Below are 17,201 nucleotides of genomic sequence, written 5' to 3'. Positions count from 1 at the left end.
GTCTTGCGCTCGGACAAACATAATTAATGTTTGTTTATTCCTCGCTCATGTAACTAGCTTTACAACTAAATCAAGTATGTTTGATCTTTTATGAATCAAATGATGCTTCATATACAACTGCTTGGGTGTTGTATAGTCAAGCCTCACGAGCAATTAGTATTGGTCAGCTTCATGCGTCACCGCACTTCCACATCCAACCTATCAACGTCGTAGTCTTCAACGGCTCTTTAGAGGACATAAAGTCCTAGGGAAATCTTATCTTGAGGTAGGCTTCCCGCTTAGATGCTTTCAGCGGTTATCCCTTCCGAACATAGCTACCCGGCGATGCGACTGGCGTCACAACCGGTACACCAGAGGTTCGTCCACTCTGGTCCTCTCGTACTAGGAGCAGATCCTCTCAAATTTCCAACGCCCACGGTAGATAGGGACCGAACTGTCTCACGACGTTCTAAACCCAGCTCGCGTACCTCTTTAAATGGCGAACAGCCATACCCTTGGGACCTGCTTCAGCCCCAGGATGAGATGAGCCGACATCGAGGTGCCAAACACCGCCGTCGATATGAACTCTTGGGCGGTATCAGCCTGTTATCCCCAGAGTACCTTTTATCCGTTGAGCGATGGCCCTTCCATACAGAACCACCGGATCACTAAGACCTACTTTCGTACCTGCTCGACTTGTGGGTCTCGCAGTTAAGCGCGCTTTTGCCTTTATACTCTACGCGTGATTTCCGACCACGCTGAGCGCACCTTCGTACTCCTCCGTTACTCTTTAGGAGGAGACCGCCCCAGTCAAACTACCCACCAGACATGGTCCTCGTCCCGGATAACGGGACAGAGTTAGAACCTCAATATTACCAGGGTGGTATTTCAAGGATGGCTCCATAGCAACTGGCGTCACTACTTCAAAGCCTCCCACCTATCCTACACAAGTAAGATCAAAGTTCAATGTCAAGCTGCAGTAAAGGTTCACGGGGTCTTTCCGTCTAGCCGCGGGTACACCGCATCTTCACGGCGATTTCGATTTCACTGAGTCTCTGCTGGAGACAGCGCCCCCATCATTATGCCATTCGTGCAGGTCGGAACTTACCCGACAAGGAATTTCGCTACCTTAGGACCGTTATAGTTACGGCCGCCGTTTACTGGGGCTTCGATCAAGAGCTTCGCTTACGCTAACCCCATCAATTAACCTTCCAGCACCGGGCAGGCATCACACCCTATACGTCCACTTTCGTGTTTGCAGAGTGCTATGTTTTTAATAAACAGTTGCAGGGGCCTGGTTTCTGTGGCTGCCAATAGCTCAAGGAGCAAGTCCTATCACCGTCAGCAGCGTACCTTCTCCCGAAGTTACGGTACCATTTTGCCTAGTTCCTTCAGCAGAGTTCTCTCAAGCGCTTTGGTCTACTCGACCTGACCACCTGTGTCGGTTTAGGGTACGATTCCTGTGTAACTGAAGCTTAGAGACTTTTCCTGGAAGCATAGTATCAGCCACTTCGCTAGTAAACTAGCTTGCTATCAGCTCTCAGCATAGAGCACCCCGGATTTGCCTAAGATGCATGCCTACTGCCTTCCACCTGGACAACCAACGCCAGGCTGACTTAACTTTCTCCGTCCTCTCATCGCATTACACAGAAGTATTGGAATATTAACCAATTTCCCATCGACTACGCCTCTCGGCCTCGCCTTAGGGGTCGACTCACCCAGCCCCGATTAACGTTGGACTGGAACCCTTGGTCTTTCAGCGTGCGAGTTTTTCACTCGCATTGTCGTTACTCACGTCAGCATTCGCACTTCTGATACCTCCAGCATACTTCTCAATACACCTTCATCGGCTTACAGAACGCTCCCCTACCACGTATACATAGTATACATCCGCAGCTTCGGCATATAGTTTTAGCCCCGTTACATCTTCCGCGCAGGCCGACTCGACTAGTGAGCTATTACGCTTTCTTTAAAGGGTGGCTGCTTCTAAGCCAACCTCCTAGCTGTCTATGCCTTCCCACATCGTTTCCCACTTAACTATAATTTGGGGGCCTTAGCTGGCGGTCTGGATTGTTTTCCTCTTGACTACGGACGTTAGCACCCGCAGTCTGTCTCCCGGATAGTACTCATAGGTATTCGGAGTTTGCATCGGTTTGGTAAGTCGGGATGACCCCCTAGCCGAAACAGTGCTCTACCCCCTATGGTATTCGTCCGAGGCGCTACCTAAATAGCTTTCGGGGAGAACCAGCTATCACCGAGTTTGATTAGCCTTTCACCCCTATCCACAAGTCATCCCCTGGCTTTTCAACGACAGTGGGTTCGGTCCTCCAGTTAGTGTTACCCAACCTTCAACCTGCTCATGGATAGATCACCCGGTTTCGGGTCTATACCCAGCAACTAAACGCCCTATTAAGACTCGATTTCTCTACGGCTCCCCTATACGGTTAACCTTGCTACTGAATATAAGTCGCTGACCCATTATACAAAAGGTACGCAGTCACCAAACAAGTTGGCTCCCACTGCTTGTATGCATGCGGTTTCAGGATCTATTTCACTCCCCTCACAGGGGTTCTTTTCGCCTTTCCCTCACGGTACTGGTTCACTATCGGTCAGTCAGGAGTATTTAGCCTTGGAGGATGGTCCCCCCATATTCAGACAAGGTTTCACGTGCCTCGCCCTACTCGTCATCATTATATGTGCCCTTTCGTGTACGGGACTATCACCCTCTACGGTAGCACTTCCCAGAGCTTTCCGCTAAAACACATATAACTTAATGGGCTGATCCCCGTTCGCTCGCCGCTACTGAGGGAATCTCAATTGATTTCTTTTCCTAAGGGTACTGAGATGTTTCACTTCCCCTCGTTCGCCTCGCATGACTATGTATTCATCATGCGATACCTACCTTATGGTAAGTGGGTTTCCCCATTCAGAAATCTCCGGATCACAGGATATTTGCCGCCTCCCCGAAGCTTATCGCAGGCTATTACGTCTTTCATCGCCTCTGACTGCCAAGGCATCCACCACATGCACTTAATTACTTGACTATACAACCCCAAACAGTCGTTAATCCCTACAAGGAGGATCAACAATGTGGACTTAACCACTTCTATTTGTTGCCTGTGAACTTAATCACTATACAGCTTCAATTTAATTCATATACCAAAACGCTTGATTCAGTTTTATCGCTAGTGCTCATTTCACTCAACATTAACAATTACTTGCTAATATCAACTAAAACGAGTTTAAACAATTATTTCAACTCAAATATATTCTGTTAATGATTCACTACCGCCTCGTCAGCGAGTAGTTAACTGTGATAAATCACAGAACTTAATAAGCTATCTGCTTACTAAGTTCTGTAATCACTTAGTCTTTAATTAGTGGTGGAGACTAACGGAGTCGAACCGTTGACCTCCTGCGTGCAAAGCAGGCGCTCTACCAACTAAGCTAAGTCCCCAGCTTAAGATCTTAATATATCTGCTCTTCTGTGTTCAGTAGACTTGGTGGGTCTGACAAGACTTGAACTTGTGACCCCACGCTTATCAAGCGTGTGCTCTAACCAACTGAGCTACAGACCCTCAGATACATCAATGAAGAACAACTTGTTGTGGATTCTTACCAATCGTCAATCTTTCGTTAAGGAGGTGATCCAGCCGCAGGTTCCCCTACGGCTACCTTGTTACGACTTCACCCCAGTCATCGGCCACACCGTGGTAAGCGTCCTCCTTACGGTTAGACTACCTACTTCTGGTGCAACAAACTCCCATGGTGTGACGGGCGGTGTGTACAAGGCCCGGGAACGTATTCACCGCGGCATTCTGATCCGCGATTACTAGCGATTCCGACTTCATGGAGTCGAGTTGCAGACTCCAATCCGGACTACGATCGGCTTTTTGAGATTAGCATCCTATCGCTAGGTAGCAACCCTTTGTACCGACCATTGTAGCACGTGTGTAGCCCTGGTCGTAAGGGCCATGATGACTTGACGTCGTCCCCGCCTTCCTCCAGTTTGTCACTGGCAGTATCCTTAAAGTTCCCACCCGAAGTGCTGGCAAATAAGGAAAAGGGTTGCGCTCGTTGCGGGACTTAACCCAACATCTCACGACACGAGCTGACGACAGCCATGCAGCACCTGTATGTAAGTTCCCGAAGGCACCAATCCATCTCTGGAAAGTTCTTACTATGTCAAGACCAGGTAAGGTTCTTCGCGTTGCATCGAATTAAACCACATGCTCCACCGCTTGTGCGGGCCCCCGTCAATTCATTTGAGTTTTAGTCTTGCGACCGTACTCCCCAGGCGGTCTACTTATCGCGTTAGCTGCGCCACTAAAGCCTCAAAGGCCCCAACGGCTAGTAGACATCGTTTACGGCATGGACTACCAGGGTATCTAATCCTGTTTGCTCCCCATGCTTTCGTACCTCAGCGTCAGTATTAGGCCAGATGGCTGCCTTCGCCATCGGTATTCCTCCAGATCTCTACGCATTTCACCGCTACACCTGGAATTCTACCATCCTCTCCCATACTCTAGCTTCCCAGTATCGAATGCAATTCCCAAGTTAAGCTCGGGGATTTCACATCCGACTTAAAAAGCCGCCTACGCACGCTTTACGCCCAGTAAATCCGATTAACGCTCGCACCCTCTGTATTACCGCGGCTGCTGGCACAGAGTTAGCCGGTGCTTATTCTGCGAGTAACGTCCACTCATCTTGGGTATTAACCAAGAGAGCCTCCTCCTCGCTTAAAGTGCTTTACAACCATAAGGCCTTCTTCACACACGCGGCATGGCTGGATCAGGGTTCCCCCCATTGTCCAATATTCCCCACTGCTGCCTCCCGTAGGAGTCTGGGCCGTGTCTCAGTCCCAGTGTGGCGGATCATCCTCTCAGACCCGCTACAGATCGTCGCCTTGGTAGGCCTTTACCCCACCAACTAGCTAATCCGACTTAGGCTCATCTATTAACGCAAGGTCACAAGTGATCCCCTGCTTTCCCCCGTAGGGCGTATGCGGTATTAGCATCCCTTTCGAGATGTTGTCCCCCATTAATAGGCAGATTCCTAAGTATTACTCACCCGTCCGCCGCTAGGTCAGTTACCGAAGCAACTTCCCCCGCTCGACTTGCATGTGTTAAGCCTGCCGCCAGCGTTCAATCTGAGCCATGATCAAACTCTTCAGTTAAAAATCATTAGTGACTTAAGGTCACAATTCTGGCTCATCAATGTACTGACAAATTCTCTCAAATAAACTTCGAGTAATTTAAACCAATCAATCAATGATAATATTTCGATCAATCAATCAGTAAAAATCCACACAAGTTGTTCTTCATATTCTCTTAATGATTAATTTATCACTTCGTCAGTGATAAATAAGACGCAATAAACATTTAACAACTTAACCCTCTAAGCTAAGTTCGTTTGCTGTATCGCGTCGGGATGCTGCGTATTCTATACAGATTTTAAACCAGCGCAAGCCCTATTTTCAACAAAATGCATCGTGTGATTATTTTTTAATCTAAATATTCAAAAAACCGCATAATTCACCTATTTTTTAGGCATTTTTGAGAAATTCAGCCTAAAAGTAAGCTACATCTATTATTCAAAATAGTCACCAGAAGATTGTGCATGTAAAAACGCAGGAATTAATCCAGTTAAAGCTGCACGTATATCAGCACGCTCATTAATCAATTGATGCGAGCCTTCTTCAAGAATCAATAAGGTCTGTAATCTAAATTGTCGACGTACAAAATCAATATTATATTTCCAGTCTACAGTTTGGTCTTGTGCACCTTGTGCCAACCAAACCGGAATGCGGCACTTTGGATAGGCTTCCATTTCCAGCATCCACTTTGACATTGCCAAAATCCAATCCATTCCCATCATTCGAGGTTGTAACGGGTCTTTAAGGCGTACAAATCTTAAAAACTCAGGATTGTGATTATTTCTTTTAAAGTGACGAGGAACTTCTCTTTTAATTCTGCGAATAATTCCTAAACCAATAGAATTATGCCACCACGCTGTTTTTGCAGGTCGTACCAATGGTGAAAGCAGTAACACCCGATCCACAATTGGATTTTCACGTTTTTGTGCATACTCAAGTAAATGATGCATCCAAATTGCACCACCTGTACTTTGCCCTACTCCCAACCACGGCTTAGGAAGCTGCTCTGCATTTTTTACATATTGATAGACCGCATGTAACACTTGTTGGTAATGGTCAAAATTTTGAATATTTGCAGGAGAACCATTACTTAGTCCATGCCCAGGCAAATCATAAGTAATCACACTAAACCCTTGTTCAAGAATTTCTTTTACAATCGGTTGGTAAATACCACTATGTTCTAAATAGCCATGCAACAAACACACAGTGCCTTTTATTTTATCTATATTGGGTTTAAATACTTGCACATGGAGTTTAAACAACGGCATATCAATAAAACCCTGCCATTGCACACAGTCCAGTTGATCAAAACCATAAAGACGTTGGTAAGATTTTATTTCTTTATTTGGAATATATTCACGATTTAAGTTTAAAGCTTCTAATAGTTGTGGTGTTGTATCTCGACTTGGAATAGGTAAGTCAAGTTGCTTTAGAATTGTTGGATTTAAAAATGGAATATCTGCCATTAAGGCACCTCTCTACAGCCACTCGAACCAAACAACATATCTCTGATTGTTGCTAAAGTTTCATAATTGGCTCTACGACTATGATCATAATTTTGTTTGCTCGGCTGCCATGCTGTTAATTGAGTTGGCATTGGTGCATTGACAGGAATTGTTTCGATACCATTTAATGCAAATAAACGACGTGTTCTTGGCATATGGTAACGATCGGTAATTAATAAGACTGTAGGCGCACCACCTTTCTTCTGTAAAAGTAATGAGCTAAAGCGTGTATTTTCACAGGTGTTCATGCTTCTATTTTCTAATAGTTTTGCTTGAACACCGCGCTCAGATAACCATTTTTGCATATAGGGTGCTTCTACACCACTCAGCACAATAGGAAGTTTAACCTTCTCTTCTAAGGCTAAGGTTGTTTCAAGTCTTAGTTTGGTATAGTCATTCACAATAATGTCTTTTTGATTTTTATCTAAAGTTAAACCACCGCCCAAGACTACAATTGCATAAGGTTGACTGATTGGCTTCGGTTGTTCACTGATTTTCGTAGGCAAACTTTCAAGATCTTCTTGTACTTGTGAACTAGACAATTCATTTGCCAATGTGTGTGAATTTTCTTGAAGTAATTTTTCATCAATTTTATGTTTTTTTAAGAATGTTAAATATTCATCCATTAAAGCCTTATTGTCTTCACTATTTAAATCCAATAAGTTTTTAACAACATCGTTCGATTGATTCTCAACAACCTCTGATGCAGCATGTTCAGACACCAATGGAATTACTGGTTTGTTTTGTTCTTCATCATCATTTTTTTGATCTTCAGCAATTTTTTCTTGCAAGGCTTTATATCGTAACTGGAGTAGCAATAAATCCTGAGCATTTTTACTCTTAATGGCTTCATCCATCAGCTTAAGATAGGCTTGTCGAGCAATCCATAAATCAGAACCAGGTTCTAAGTTTTCAGCCTCCGAAAGAGCAGCGTTTTGCTGGCTCTTTGCTGCCACCTGATTGACTTCAACTGGAACAATGCTATTCAGGATTTTAACCATCATTGTCGAATAAAATGGCGTGTACCAAAAAACGACCAAACAGCCGAATAATACAAATAATATGGCAATTATTCGTAGAAATCTGACCATCCAATGCAGTTTGACCATATATTTACTCAATTTAATGGTTTTCGATTAAGCCTAGTTCATTATAAAGCACAGGTTCAGGTTCTAAGTGCACACCAAACTTCTCAAAAACATCTTTTTGTACTGCCTGATACGTTGCGCGTACATCTGTCAATGTTGCATCGGCATAATTCACCAACACCAAAGCTTGTTTATGAAACATTCCCACCTGATTAAGCTGTTTACCTTTCCAACCTGATTGATCAATCAGCCAACCCGCTGCAATTTTAACGTGATTCCCTGCTTGAGGATAATGTGGAATATTAGGGAATTTTGCAATTAATTGTGAAAACTCTTGTTGCTTAATAATCGGATTTTTAAAGAAACTTCCCACGTTTGGATATTCATTTGGGTCTGGGAGTTTACTTTGACGAATATGAATCACTTGCTTTTGTAAGTTTTCAGCACTCATATCATCCATCATTGCATCTTTTAAATCCCCATAATTTACTTTTAAATCAGCATGTTTAAGTAATTTAAAAATCACATGGGTAATCACATAACGATCTGGATCATCTTTAAAAATACTGTGTCGATAAGAAAAATGGCAATCTTGTGCTTGAATTGAAAGTGTCTGTGCTGATTGACGATCGTAGACTTCTACAGATTGAATAAATTCACCGACTTCAACACCATACGCGCCAATATTTTGCACAGGCGATGCGCCGACTAAGCCTGGAATCAAAGCCAAGTTCTGTAAACCATAAAGTTGTTGCGTTGTCGTCCACAATACAAAGTCATGCCAAACTTGCCCTGCACCCACTTTGATTGTTTTACTTTCGGCATCTTCACTTAAAAATTCAATACCTTGTATATCTATAGCAACTACAAGCGCATGAATATGCTCAGGCAGCATCATATTGCTGCCCCCTGAAAGCAGTAAAACGTTTAAATCGTGTGCTTTAGAAAACTGCAACGCTTGTTGAAGATCTACGATAGATTGTATTTTGACATAATGTGATGCAATCGAGTTCAAACTCAATGTATTAAAGGGTTTGAGCTGAACCTGTGATTCAATATTCATAACTTAAATTTATTTCCTAAAAATATTTCAATCACTTGCATTAAAACTGTTGTTGAAACACATGTACCCAAGCCAAACTGCTTGATTCACACTGATCAAGTACACGTTCAAATCCATCAGCTTCACCGTAATAAGGATCTGGAAGCGCCTGTTGTGGATAAACGTGATCATGCTCACTCATTAAAGCAATTTTAGCTTTGATTTGAGCAGGACCAAATTGGCTACTGGCTTGGTTATACAAATGCTGTATATCCGCAAAATTCTGATGATCCATGGCAAGAATCAAATCAAACTCTAAAAAGTCTTGTATTTTTAATTGTCTAGCACGTAACCCAGAAAGATCATAGCCTCTTTTTATTGCATGTTTTTGACTGCGACTATCAGGTGATTTATTTGGATGATAATTGCTCGTTCCAGCTGAATCCACAACTACATTTAATCGTTTTTCATCACAATAGTGTCGTAAAACCACCTCTGCTGTGGGTGAGCGACAAATATTTCCTAAGCACACACATAAAACTTTGTATGGCATTTTGGATGACATAACAACCTCAAATGATCATTTCTTTTATAAAGTCTTATGTTAAGTTATTTAGCAGGCGAATCCTATAGAACCTTAAAACAATAATGTTTAATTTGTGATGATAGATTAAGGATAATACATATGAGTCATTTTCAATTCCAAACTGTAGCCAATATTATTTCAGGTTTAGGATCAATCCAAGAGCTCAGCACAGTATTAGGCAATCAATACCACAAAGCATTAATCGTGACAGATGCAGGCATGATTCAACATGCACTGCATTTGCCACTATTAAAAATTTTAGCGCAATGTAATTTAGACTATGAAATCTATGCTGATGTACAGGCAGATCCAGCAGAGCAGATTGTTTTATCGGCAGTTCAATTCGCCAAAGACAATCAAGTAGATGTGGTTATTGGCTTTGGTGGTGGTAGTTCCATGGATGTTGCCAAACTCATTGCGATATTGGCAAATCCAAAGCAATCACAAAGTATTCAGGAAATCTATGGGGTCAATAATGTCAAAGGCCCTCGCCTTCCTTTAATTCTTATTCCAACCACGGCGGGCACAGGCTCTGAAGTCACCCCCATTTCAATTGTCACTACAGGTGAAACCACCAAAACAGGTATCGTTTCCCCCATTTTATATGCCGATGTGGCAATTCTAGATGCAACATTTACCTCAGGCCTACCTGCACATATCACAGCAGCAACAGGTATAGATGCGATGGTGCATGCCATTGAAGCCTATACCTCTAAAATTAAAAAGAATTTTTATGCAGACATGCTTGCTAAACAAGCCCTTAAACTTTTAAATAAAAATTTGAAATTGGTCTTGGCGGATGGTACAAATTTAGCAGCTCGTCAAAATATGCTGGTTGGCTCTATGCTTGCAGGACAGGCTTTTGCCAACGCTCCTGTAGGTGCTGTACACGCTTTAGCATACCCCTTAGGTGGTCATTTTCATTTATCACATGGGCATACTAACGCTTTGGTTTTATTGGAAGTGTTAAAATTCAATGCGCCTAATGCAAAAGCACATTATGCAGAGTTAATGCAATGGCTTGATCCCTATAGTAAAGGCAGTACAGAAGGCTTATGTGACTTATTTATAGATCATATGCAGAGACACTTGGATCACAGTGGTTTGACATTGAAATTACGCGATTTAAATGTACAAGAGCAGCAACTCGATAGATTGGCATCCGATGCAATGCTACAAACACGTCTTTTACAAAATAATCCGAGGCCTCTACTCCACGCAGATGCATTAAAAATTTATCAGGCGATTTATTAAAATTTATCAGCATTAATAGTGCACTGATTTATTGAATGCGCTTTTAAATAGACTTCTTTCATAAGTCCTTTTTAAAACCATAAATCAACATAAAAGCACCCTCATCCTAGCCTTCTCCCAGTGGGAGAAGGCACTTTCAATAACAATATGAATCACTCCACATGATCATTTTTTGATTTATGAAAAGATCTTTAATCAACATAAAGCACAATTGATACATACTCGCTGAGTGTTTTATTTTTAAGTATAAAAATGCCCATCATATGGCCTATAATTTGTGTTTGAAATATGCGGCCTGCATCAGATCAAATTGGGCTAAATTTTAAAAAAAATTTATAATCTTGTAAAAATACAAGATTAAAATTAAACTTGGTTATTCTCAAAATATGAAAAAAACAATCTTATTGCGTCGTTTTGTTATATTTTTTAATCAATCAAACTTAAAGTTTTTTTAAAAAATTTATTTAAAAATTATTAATTATCAAAATATTACTCTATTAAGTGACTATTTAATGACTAGCTAGTAATTAGTTTTTATTTAATTTTTATTTAATTTTTAAAATAATTACTCTAAAATCGCGCCAGATCTTAATCGGAAAATTAAGACAACTAGTATTGGAAAATGATTTTATGAAAAAACTTACATTAGCAATTCTGCCATTAGCAGCATTTGGATTAAGCAACGTTTCTCACGCAGCAACTTCAGATGGTAAAACTTTTGGTGTTTCTGCTGGTTGGTTACATGTTATGCCTCAAAGTAAAGGACAAGGCGTAAATGGTAAAACTGGTAATAGTCCTTACTTAGGTCCTTTGGCGAATATACAAGCCAATAACCCAGATGCAGGTTTTGAAGTACAAAATGCGGATACAGCAGGCTTAATGCTTGATTATTTTGTCAATGACAATGTTTCACTTGAATTAACTTTAGGCGCTCCTCCTGAAATGGAACTTGCTGGTAAAGGTAGCATTAAAGTTCATGGTCTTACTGTCGTTGATCTAAATAAATTTGATAAAGCGGCAACAACAGATGCTTATACGCCAACACTTTCTGCTCGTTATCACTTTGGTTCAATTAACAACAAGATCCGCCCTTACGTAGGTGCAGGCTTGATGTATGCTCATTTCTCAAATGTTGAGACTGATCCAGCAATCAATGATGCATTAAAAGCTTCACCTATCGGCCCGTTCAAGCCAGAACTAGGTAAAGTTAAAGTGGATGACGCGTTTGCACCTGTTGCAATCCTTGGCGCAGATTTCAATATCAACAAAAATTGGTATGCAACTGCTTCTGTTTCATATGCGCATTTAACAACAAAAGCAAAATTAAATGTTAATGGTACAACGCCAGCTGGACAAACAACGTTAATTTCAGGCCAAAGCAGCATTGAGATTAAACCAATCGTGACTTATTTAGGTCTTGGTTATCGTTTCTAATCAATTTGGACTTAATCAGTTCTAAATTGTAAAAGCTCATTAGGTTAAACTTAATGAGCTTTTTTATTTTTTCACTTGAATATAGTTGCGCTGTGCTAAAACACTTGTAAACACATGCAAAATTCATCTATAAAGTTACTTGTTTATAAAGCTTTGCAAAGCCTTGGCTTGGTGATTGATCACAAAAGCACTGTTAATTTTTTATCTATTCGAATGAATAATCCAAATGAAACCAGAAATAAAATTACGTACCAAATACTCCTTTATCTTCCCCATCCAAACACGTTGGGCAGACAACGATATTTATGGTCATGTGAATAATGTGACTTATTATAGTTATTTTGATACTGCAGCGAATGCACTCTTGATCCAAAAAACCGACTTTGATATACATCACTCACCCATCATTGGTTTGGTGGTAAATTCTTCGTGTCATTTTCTCGAAGAACTCACCTATCCAGAAATTATTGAAGTTGGGGTCGCCATTGCAAAAATTGGTAATTCATCACTGAGCTATGATCTGGCTATTTTCAAACAGGGTAAAACTGAAGCTTCAGCACAAGGTCAATTTGTACATGTATTCGTAGAACGTGAGACAAAGAAAAGCACCCCGATTCCACAAAAAATGCGAGATGCTTTGCAAAACTATATGCTTTAAGCCTAAAGCTAAAAATCGACGCTTAAAATAGCTTAAAACCGATAGCATAAAAATAAAACATCATTTTAAGCCAAGGTATTTTGATCCCAAAAAGCCTGACTCACTTCAGGCATTTGATTTAACATTTCAATAATCGGCTGAATTTCTTTTTCCTCAACGGAGTTCGCAATCAAAATCGCCTTAATTTCCACATCCTGTTCACCAAACGGTTCTACATCAAAATCTTTAGCAGGAAAATGATAACGCTTTAAAGCTTTATTCAGCTCATCCATGACATATTTGCTGTGCTCTTTTTGACAAACCACATAAATTTCATGTTGCATTTCCGAATCAACATTTAACGGCTTACGGTCGATAATATGTCCAATAGGACGTAATAAAGTATTGGCAGCTAAAATAAATATCGTCGCCAATATTGCTTCCACCAAACGGTCACAACCTGCCGCAGCACCGACAGCAGCAGAACACCACAAGGTCGCAGCAGTATTGAGTCCTTGAATATTGCCTTCTTGGCGCATGATTACCCCTGCGCCAAGAAATCCAATGCCAGAAACCACATAAGCAATCACCCGTACTGAACCATCAGCACCTGTTAAGTTATTGGCAATATCAACAAATATAGCAGCGCCAAGTGCGACTAATACATTGGTTCTTAAACCTGCTGTACGCTGCCTATACTGTCGCTCAAACCCGATCAATCCCCCTAAAATAAAAGCGCCAAGTAAACTAATCAAGGTATCTAGCATATTCGCTAATTCTAGATGTTGCATGAATTGGAGTTGCATTGGAGTTCTCCATTACCAGCCGTAACGACGGATGTAAATTTTTTTCATCAGTTGCACAACCAGCATGTAGCCAAGCAAGATGAAAGGTAAAAATAAGAAATAAGTTAATGGTAAAGCTTGTAATTTTAAGTACTCAGCAAATGGCCCCATTGGTAAGAAAATACCAGCAGCCACGATGACCAAGGTCATGACCATCAAAGGCATTGCCGCACGACTTTGAATAAATGGTATTTTTTCTGTACGAATCATATGCACAATAATCGTTTGTGTTAATAAGCCTACGACAAACCAACCTGACTGAAACAAGGTTTGCTGTTCTGGTGAATTTGCATGAAATACAAACCACATGAGAGCAAAGGTCAAAATGTCAAAGATCGAACTGAGTGGCCCAAAGAAAATCATAAAACGTCCAATTTCATTTGGTTTCCAGCTTTGCGGTTTTTCAATCAACTCATCATCAACATTGTCAAATGGAATGGCGATTTGTGATACATCATAAAGTAAGTTCTGTACCAGCAAATGAATCGGTAGCATTGGTAAAAACGGAATAAAAGCACTAGCTACTAATACCGAAAAAACATTACCAAAATTTGAACTTGCCGTCATTTTGATATATTTCAGCATATTGGCAAATGTACGTCGTCCCTCCAGCACGCCTTCTTCAAGTACCATTAAACTTTTTTCAAGTAAAATTAAATCTGCTGACTCTTTGGCAATATCCACTGCTGTATCAACCGAAATTCCAATATCAGCACTGCGTATCGCAGCCGCATCATTAATTCCATCGCCTAGGAATCCAACCACATGCCCATTTTCTTTCAGCTGCATCACAATACGTTCTTTGTGAACAGGACTTAATTTGGCAAATACTTGTGTATATTCAACGGCAAATTTTAGTTCTTCATCAGTCATGTTCTCAACATGCCCACCTAAAAGAACATGTTCACAGTCCAGACCAAGTTCTTTGCAGACCTTTTGAGTAACAAACTCATTATCACCTGTAAGCACTTTGACCTTGACGCCATGCGCTGCCAATTGAGCTAAAGCAGGTGCAGCGGATTTTTTAGGTGGATCCAAGAAAGTTAGATATCCAGTTAAAATCAAATTACTTTCATCTGCGACAGAAAAGTCATCTGATCTACCACTAAAATCTCGATACGCGAGGGCAATAACACGTAAACCTTCAAGATTAAATTGGCGTATTTTTTCTTGAATCGCCTCAAGATGGTCTGGTGTTAATAACTCAATCTTGTCATTTATCTCTACATGTGAACAGACTTTCAGCATTTCCTCTGCCGCACCTTTAGTGATAATACGTGCGTTACCCTGTAAGGTTCTGACTACTACTGACATACGTCGACGCACAAAATCAAACGGTACTTCATCAAGCTTCTTAAATTTAAAATTTAGATCCTGTAAGTCTTGTGCAGCATGGTCCAAGATTGCAGCATCCAGTAAATTTTTCAGCCCTCTTTGGTAATAGCTATTTAAGTAAGCCTGTACCAATACACGTTGTGATGTCTTGCCATTTACATCGACATATTGTGATAAACAAATTTTATCCTCAGTCAAGGTACCTGTTTTATCTGTACATAAAACATCCATTGCGCCAAAATTTTGAATCGCATCTAAACGTTTAACGATAACTTTTTTACGAGATAAAAATACTGCACCTTTGGCCAATGTTGAGGTCACGATCATCGGTAACATTTCAGGTGTTAAACCCACAGCTACAGATAAAGCAAATAGCAATGCTTCACTCCAATCGCCTTTGGTAAAGCCATTGATAAATAATACAACTGGCGCCATGATCAACATAAATCGAATCAATAACCAACTGACTTTATTTACCCCCATTTGAAATGAAGTCGTTGCACGATCTGCATGGGATACTCGGTGTGCCAATGCTCCAAAATAGGTTTGTGTCCCAGTATTCACCACCACCGCTTTTGCAGAACCAGACACAATATTGGTTCCCATAAAAACAATATTTTCCAGTTCCAATGCATTTTGCAGGGTATGATCTTTTTGATCAGCAAACTTTTCTACAGGAATTGATTCACCCGTCATCGACGCTTGTGAAACAAACAGATCTTTTGCAAAGATAATTCGACAATCCGCTGGGATCATATCTCCGGCAGACAATAAAATGATGTCACCAGGAACCAAATCTTGGATCGCAAGTTCAACCTGTTGAGATCCTTGATCTAGGTCATATTGCAAGGTTTCAAGGTCTGGATCATCCCAATCAACTTGACGAATCACAGTAGCTGTATTACTTACCATTGCTTTTAATGCAGCGGCTGCTTTATTTGACTTAAATTCTTGCCAATAGCGCAGTACCGTAGAAAGTACAACCATGGTTGTAATAATGATTGTGCCTTCTATATCATCGGTAAAGAAAGCCACCAAAGCCAAAATGGTAAGTAAAATATTAAATGGATTACGATAGGCATACCAAAGATGCTTCCACCACGGCAGTGGTTTTTCATGTGCAAGCTCATTTAATCCAAATTGTTCTTGTCGTTGTTCAACCTGCTTTGCTGACAAGCCTTGCTCTGTTGTATTTAAATGATTGAGCAATTGCTCTGAAGCTACATAGGAAGCATTGATCAAACTTTGTGAAAGCTTTTTACTAATTTCACTGGCATAACTGGCTTGATGTAATTCTTTAAATGAACGATGACGTTCAAATAAGTGTTGAATATGATATTTTTTGATGAAATTAGAAAATAAACGTTGCCATAGATTATGAAGCATAATGTTCTCCTTTTTTGGCAATAAAGACTTCTTCCTATTGAACAGGAATTTAATTAGATGATTTTTTTATGAGCTTAAAATTGGTGAGAAACTCAGCTCCCAGCCCAAACCAGCGATCATGATGGTGGTCAAATCGATCTGCATAAGCCACTTGGACCCTGACAAAATCTTGAATCAACTCATAACCAAATGCGGTTTGAAAAAATACAGACTGATGATCTTGATTAAAGATTTCTGCACTGAGCGAAGTTTTAGCATTGATCCAATAATTACTTGAAATTGCAGCTAAAACATACTGAGTATTGCCCTGATGTTCATAGGAGATATTGCCATTTAAAAATAACCGATCATCCAGTAATAAATAAGTTACGGGGAGATTCACTTTCCAACTAGAGTGGTCATCACCATACATATTTCGGCTTATTGTTAAGGATGCGGCAGCGCCCCAACTATTTGACTCCACTACTTTCAAATTACGTTTGAATTGACCTGATATCACATCATGACGATTCTTATTTTGAACATGATCATCCAGTTGAAAACTTAATTCCAAATTTTTGGCAATGCCACATACTGGAGAAAAACTGGAATTAACCTCCTGATGTTTATAAAAGTTTATATTACTTTCAAAATGGCAAGTATATAGATCAGCAACACTTGCATCATCTGTAATTAATACAGGATCGGCATATGCTGATTTATGAATAATAAGTAATAAAAAGCAGCCCGTAATCAGTACTGTTTCTATCATACAAAGTTGATTGATTACCATACGTAATCCTCATTGCTGAGGCGGTATGAATCTAAGTGCGCACAAAAACAAGCCAAAATTGAACTGATTAAAGTCAAAATTGAGCTGTTTCACGTCAAAATGGGGATGTAGTTTAAAATCAGATTATAACTGTCTCATTGCAAGACAGCTCTCCTAAAGGCAGTGCTCTCTTGCTCAGATACG

At 40.5% G+C, this 17,201-nt stretch carries 10 protein-coding genes, 2 tRNA genes and 2 rRNA genes; 3 read left to right on the top strand and 11 right to left on the bottom strand.

All coding sequences use genetic code 11. The features are described 5' to 3' along the window. Window positions 1–132: 132 nt before the first annotated feature. The 8 genes from F981_RS06010 to F981_RS05975 form a co-directional block, all read right to left on the bottom strand. Window positions 133–3,023 (bottom strand): 23S ribosomal RNA (locus F981_RS06010). Between the two features lie 337 nt (window positions 3,024–3,360). Then, a tRNA-Ala gene (locus F981_RS06005) sits at window positions 3,361–3,436 on the bottom strand. Between the two features lie 44 nt (window positions 3,437–3,480). After that, window positions 3,481–3,557 (bottom strand) — tRNA-Ile (locus tag F981_RS06000). 59 nt (window positions 3,558–3,616) lie between these two features. Continuing rightward, window positions 3,617–5,155, bottom strand: a 16S ribosomal RNA gene (locus tag F981_RS05995). The 16S and 23S rRNA genes sit together here with 2 tRNA genes alongside, the layout of an rRNA operon. A 413-nt stretch (window positions 5,156–5,568) precedes the next feature. Then, the gene (locus tag F981_RS05990; RefSeq protein WP_004719563.1) at window positions 5,569–6,600 is read right to left on the bottom strand and encodes an alpha/beta hydrolase; all 1,032 of its coding nucleotides are present in this window, start codon (window positions 6,598–6,600) and stop codon (window positions 5,569–5,571) included. Then, window positions 6,600–7,748: a YdcF family protein gene (locus F981_RS05985; protein WP_004719561.1), complete on the bottom strand. Its 1,149-nt coding sequence runs from the start codon at window positions 7,746–7,748 to the stop codon at window positions 6,600–6,602. The genes F981_RS05990 and F981_RS05985 overlap by 1 nt, the downstream gene beginning before the upstream one ends. 13 nt (window positions 7,749–7,761) lie before the next feature. Continuing rightward, window positions 7,762–8,790 carry a UDP-N-acetylmuramate dehydrogenase gene (murB, locus tag F981_RS05980; protein ID WP_004719558.1) on the bottom strand — a complete coding sequence of 343 codons (1,029 nt, stop codon included), beginning with the start codon at window positions 8,788–8,790 and terminating at the stop codon, window positions 7,762–7,764. A 40-nt stretch (window positions 8,791–8,830) separates the two neighbouring features. Further along, the gene (locus F981_RS05975; protein WP_004719557.1) at window positions 8,831–9,334 is read right to left on the bottom strand and encodes a low molecular weight protein-tyrosine-phosphatase; all 504 of its coding nucleotides are present in this window, start codon (window positions 9,332–9,334) and stop codon (window positions 8,831–8,833) included. 120 nt (window positions 9,335–9,454) lie between these two features. Between F981_RS05975 and F981_RS05970 the strand changes: the two genes are divergently transcribed. The 3 genes from F981_RS05970 (at window position 9,455) to F981_RS05960 (ending at window position 12,701) form a co-directional block, all read left to right on the top strand. Further along, window positions 9,455–10,609, top strand: a complete 1,155-nt coding sequence (locus F981_RS05970; protein ID WP_004719554.1) for an iron-containing alcohol dehydrogenase — start codon at window positions 9,455–9,457, stop codon at window positions 10,607–10,609. A 630-nt stretch (window positions 10,610–11,239) separates the two neighbouring features. Then, window positions 11,240–12,043 (top strand): OmpW/AlkL family protein, encoded by an 804-nt coding sequence (locus F981_RS05965; protein WP_004719553.1) that lies wholly within the window; start codon window positions 11,240–11,242, stop codon window positions 12,041–12,043. Between the two features lie 226 nt (window positions 12,044–12,269). Further along, the gene (locus tag F981_RS05960; RefSeq protein WP_004719551.1) at window positions 12,270–12,701 is read left to right on the top strand and encodes an acyl-CoA thioesterase; all 432 of its coding nucleotides are present in this window, start codon (window positions 12,270–12,272) and stop codon (window positions 12,699–12,701) included. 65 nt (window positions 12,702–12,766) lie between these two features. On the opposite strand, the gene F981_RS05955 is transcribed toward F981_RS05960, so the two are convergent. From F981_RS05955 to F981_RS05945, 3 genes are read right to left on the bottom strand one after another with little or no spacing between them, the layout of a single operon-like run. Then, on the bottom strand, window positions 12,767–13,486 hold the full coding sequence (locus F981_RS05955) for an MgtC/SapB family protein (RefSeq protein WP_004719550.1): 720 nt from the start codon (window positions 13,484–13,486) through the stop codon (window positions 12,767–12,769). A 12-nt stretch (window positions 13,487–13,498) separates the two neighbouring features. Beyond that, window positions 13,499–16,246, bottom strand: coding sequence for a magnesium-translocating P-type ATPase (mgtA, locus tag F981_RS05950; RefSeq protein ID WP_004719547.1), 2,748 nt, complete (start codon window positions 16,244–16,246; stop codon window positions 13,499–13,501). Window positions 16,247–16,295: 49 nt separating this feature from the next. Then, window positions 16,296–17,018 (bottom strand): hypothetical protein, encoded by a 723-nt coding sequence (locus F981_RS05945; protein WP_004719545.1) that lies wholly within the window; start codon window positions 17,016–17,018, stop codon window positions 16,296–16,298. Window positions 17,019–17,201: the final 183 nt, after the last annotated feature.

Origin of the sequence: Acinetobacter guillouiae CIP 63.46 (assembly GCF_000368145.1) — a bacterium.
GTDB lineage: Bacteria > Pseudomonadota > Gammaproteobacteria > Pseudomonadales > Moraxellaceae > Acinetobacter > Acinetobacter guillouiae.
The sequence above is the reverse complement of the archived record's forward strand: the minus strand, read 5'-3'. Positions and strand labels throughout refer to the sequence as shown.

Bases quoted from the DNA above. Each gene is read 5' to 3' on its own strand.
- F981_RS05990 (WP_004719563.1), bottom strand. From the start codon at position 6,600: ATGGCAGATATTCCATTTTTAAATCCAACAATTCTAAAGCAACTTGAC.
- F981_RS05985 (WP_004719561.1), bottom strand. From the start codon at position 7,748: ATGGTCAAACTGCATTGGATGGTCAGATTTCTACGAATAATTGCCATA.
- murB (WP_004719558.1), bottom strand. From the start codon at position 8,790: ATGAATATTGAATCACAGGTTCAGCTCAAACCCTTTAATACATTGAGT.
- F981_RS05975 (WP_004719557.1), bottom strand. From the start codon at position 9,334: ATGTCATCCAAAATGCCATACAAAGTTTTATGTGTGTGCTTAGGAAAT.
- F981_RS05970 (WP_004719554.1), top strand. From the start codon at position 9,455: ATGAGTCATTTTCAATTCCAAACTGTAGCCAATATTATTTCAGGTTTA.
- F981_RS05965 (WP_004719553.1), top strand. From the start codon at position 11,240: ATGAAAAAACTTACATTAGCAATTCTGCCATTAGCAGCATTTGGATTA.
- F981_RS05960 (WP_004719551.1), top strand. From the start codon at position 12,270: ATGAAACCAGAAATAAAATTACGTACCAAATACTCCTTTATCTTCCCC.
- F981_RS05955 (WP_004719550.1), bottom strand. From the start codon at position 13,486: ATGCAACTCCAATTCATGCAACATCTAGAATTAGCGAATATGCTAGAT.
- mgtA (WP_004719547.1), bottom strand. From the start codon at position 16,246: ATGCTTCATAATCTATGGCAACGTTTATTTTCTAATTTCATCAAAAAA.
- F981_RS05945 (WP_004719545.1), bottom strand. From the start codon at position 17,018: ATGGTAATCAATCAACTTTGTATGATAGAAACAGTACTGATTACGGGC.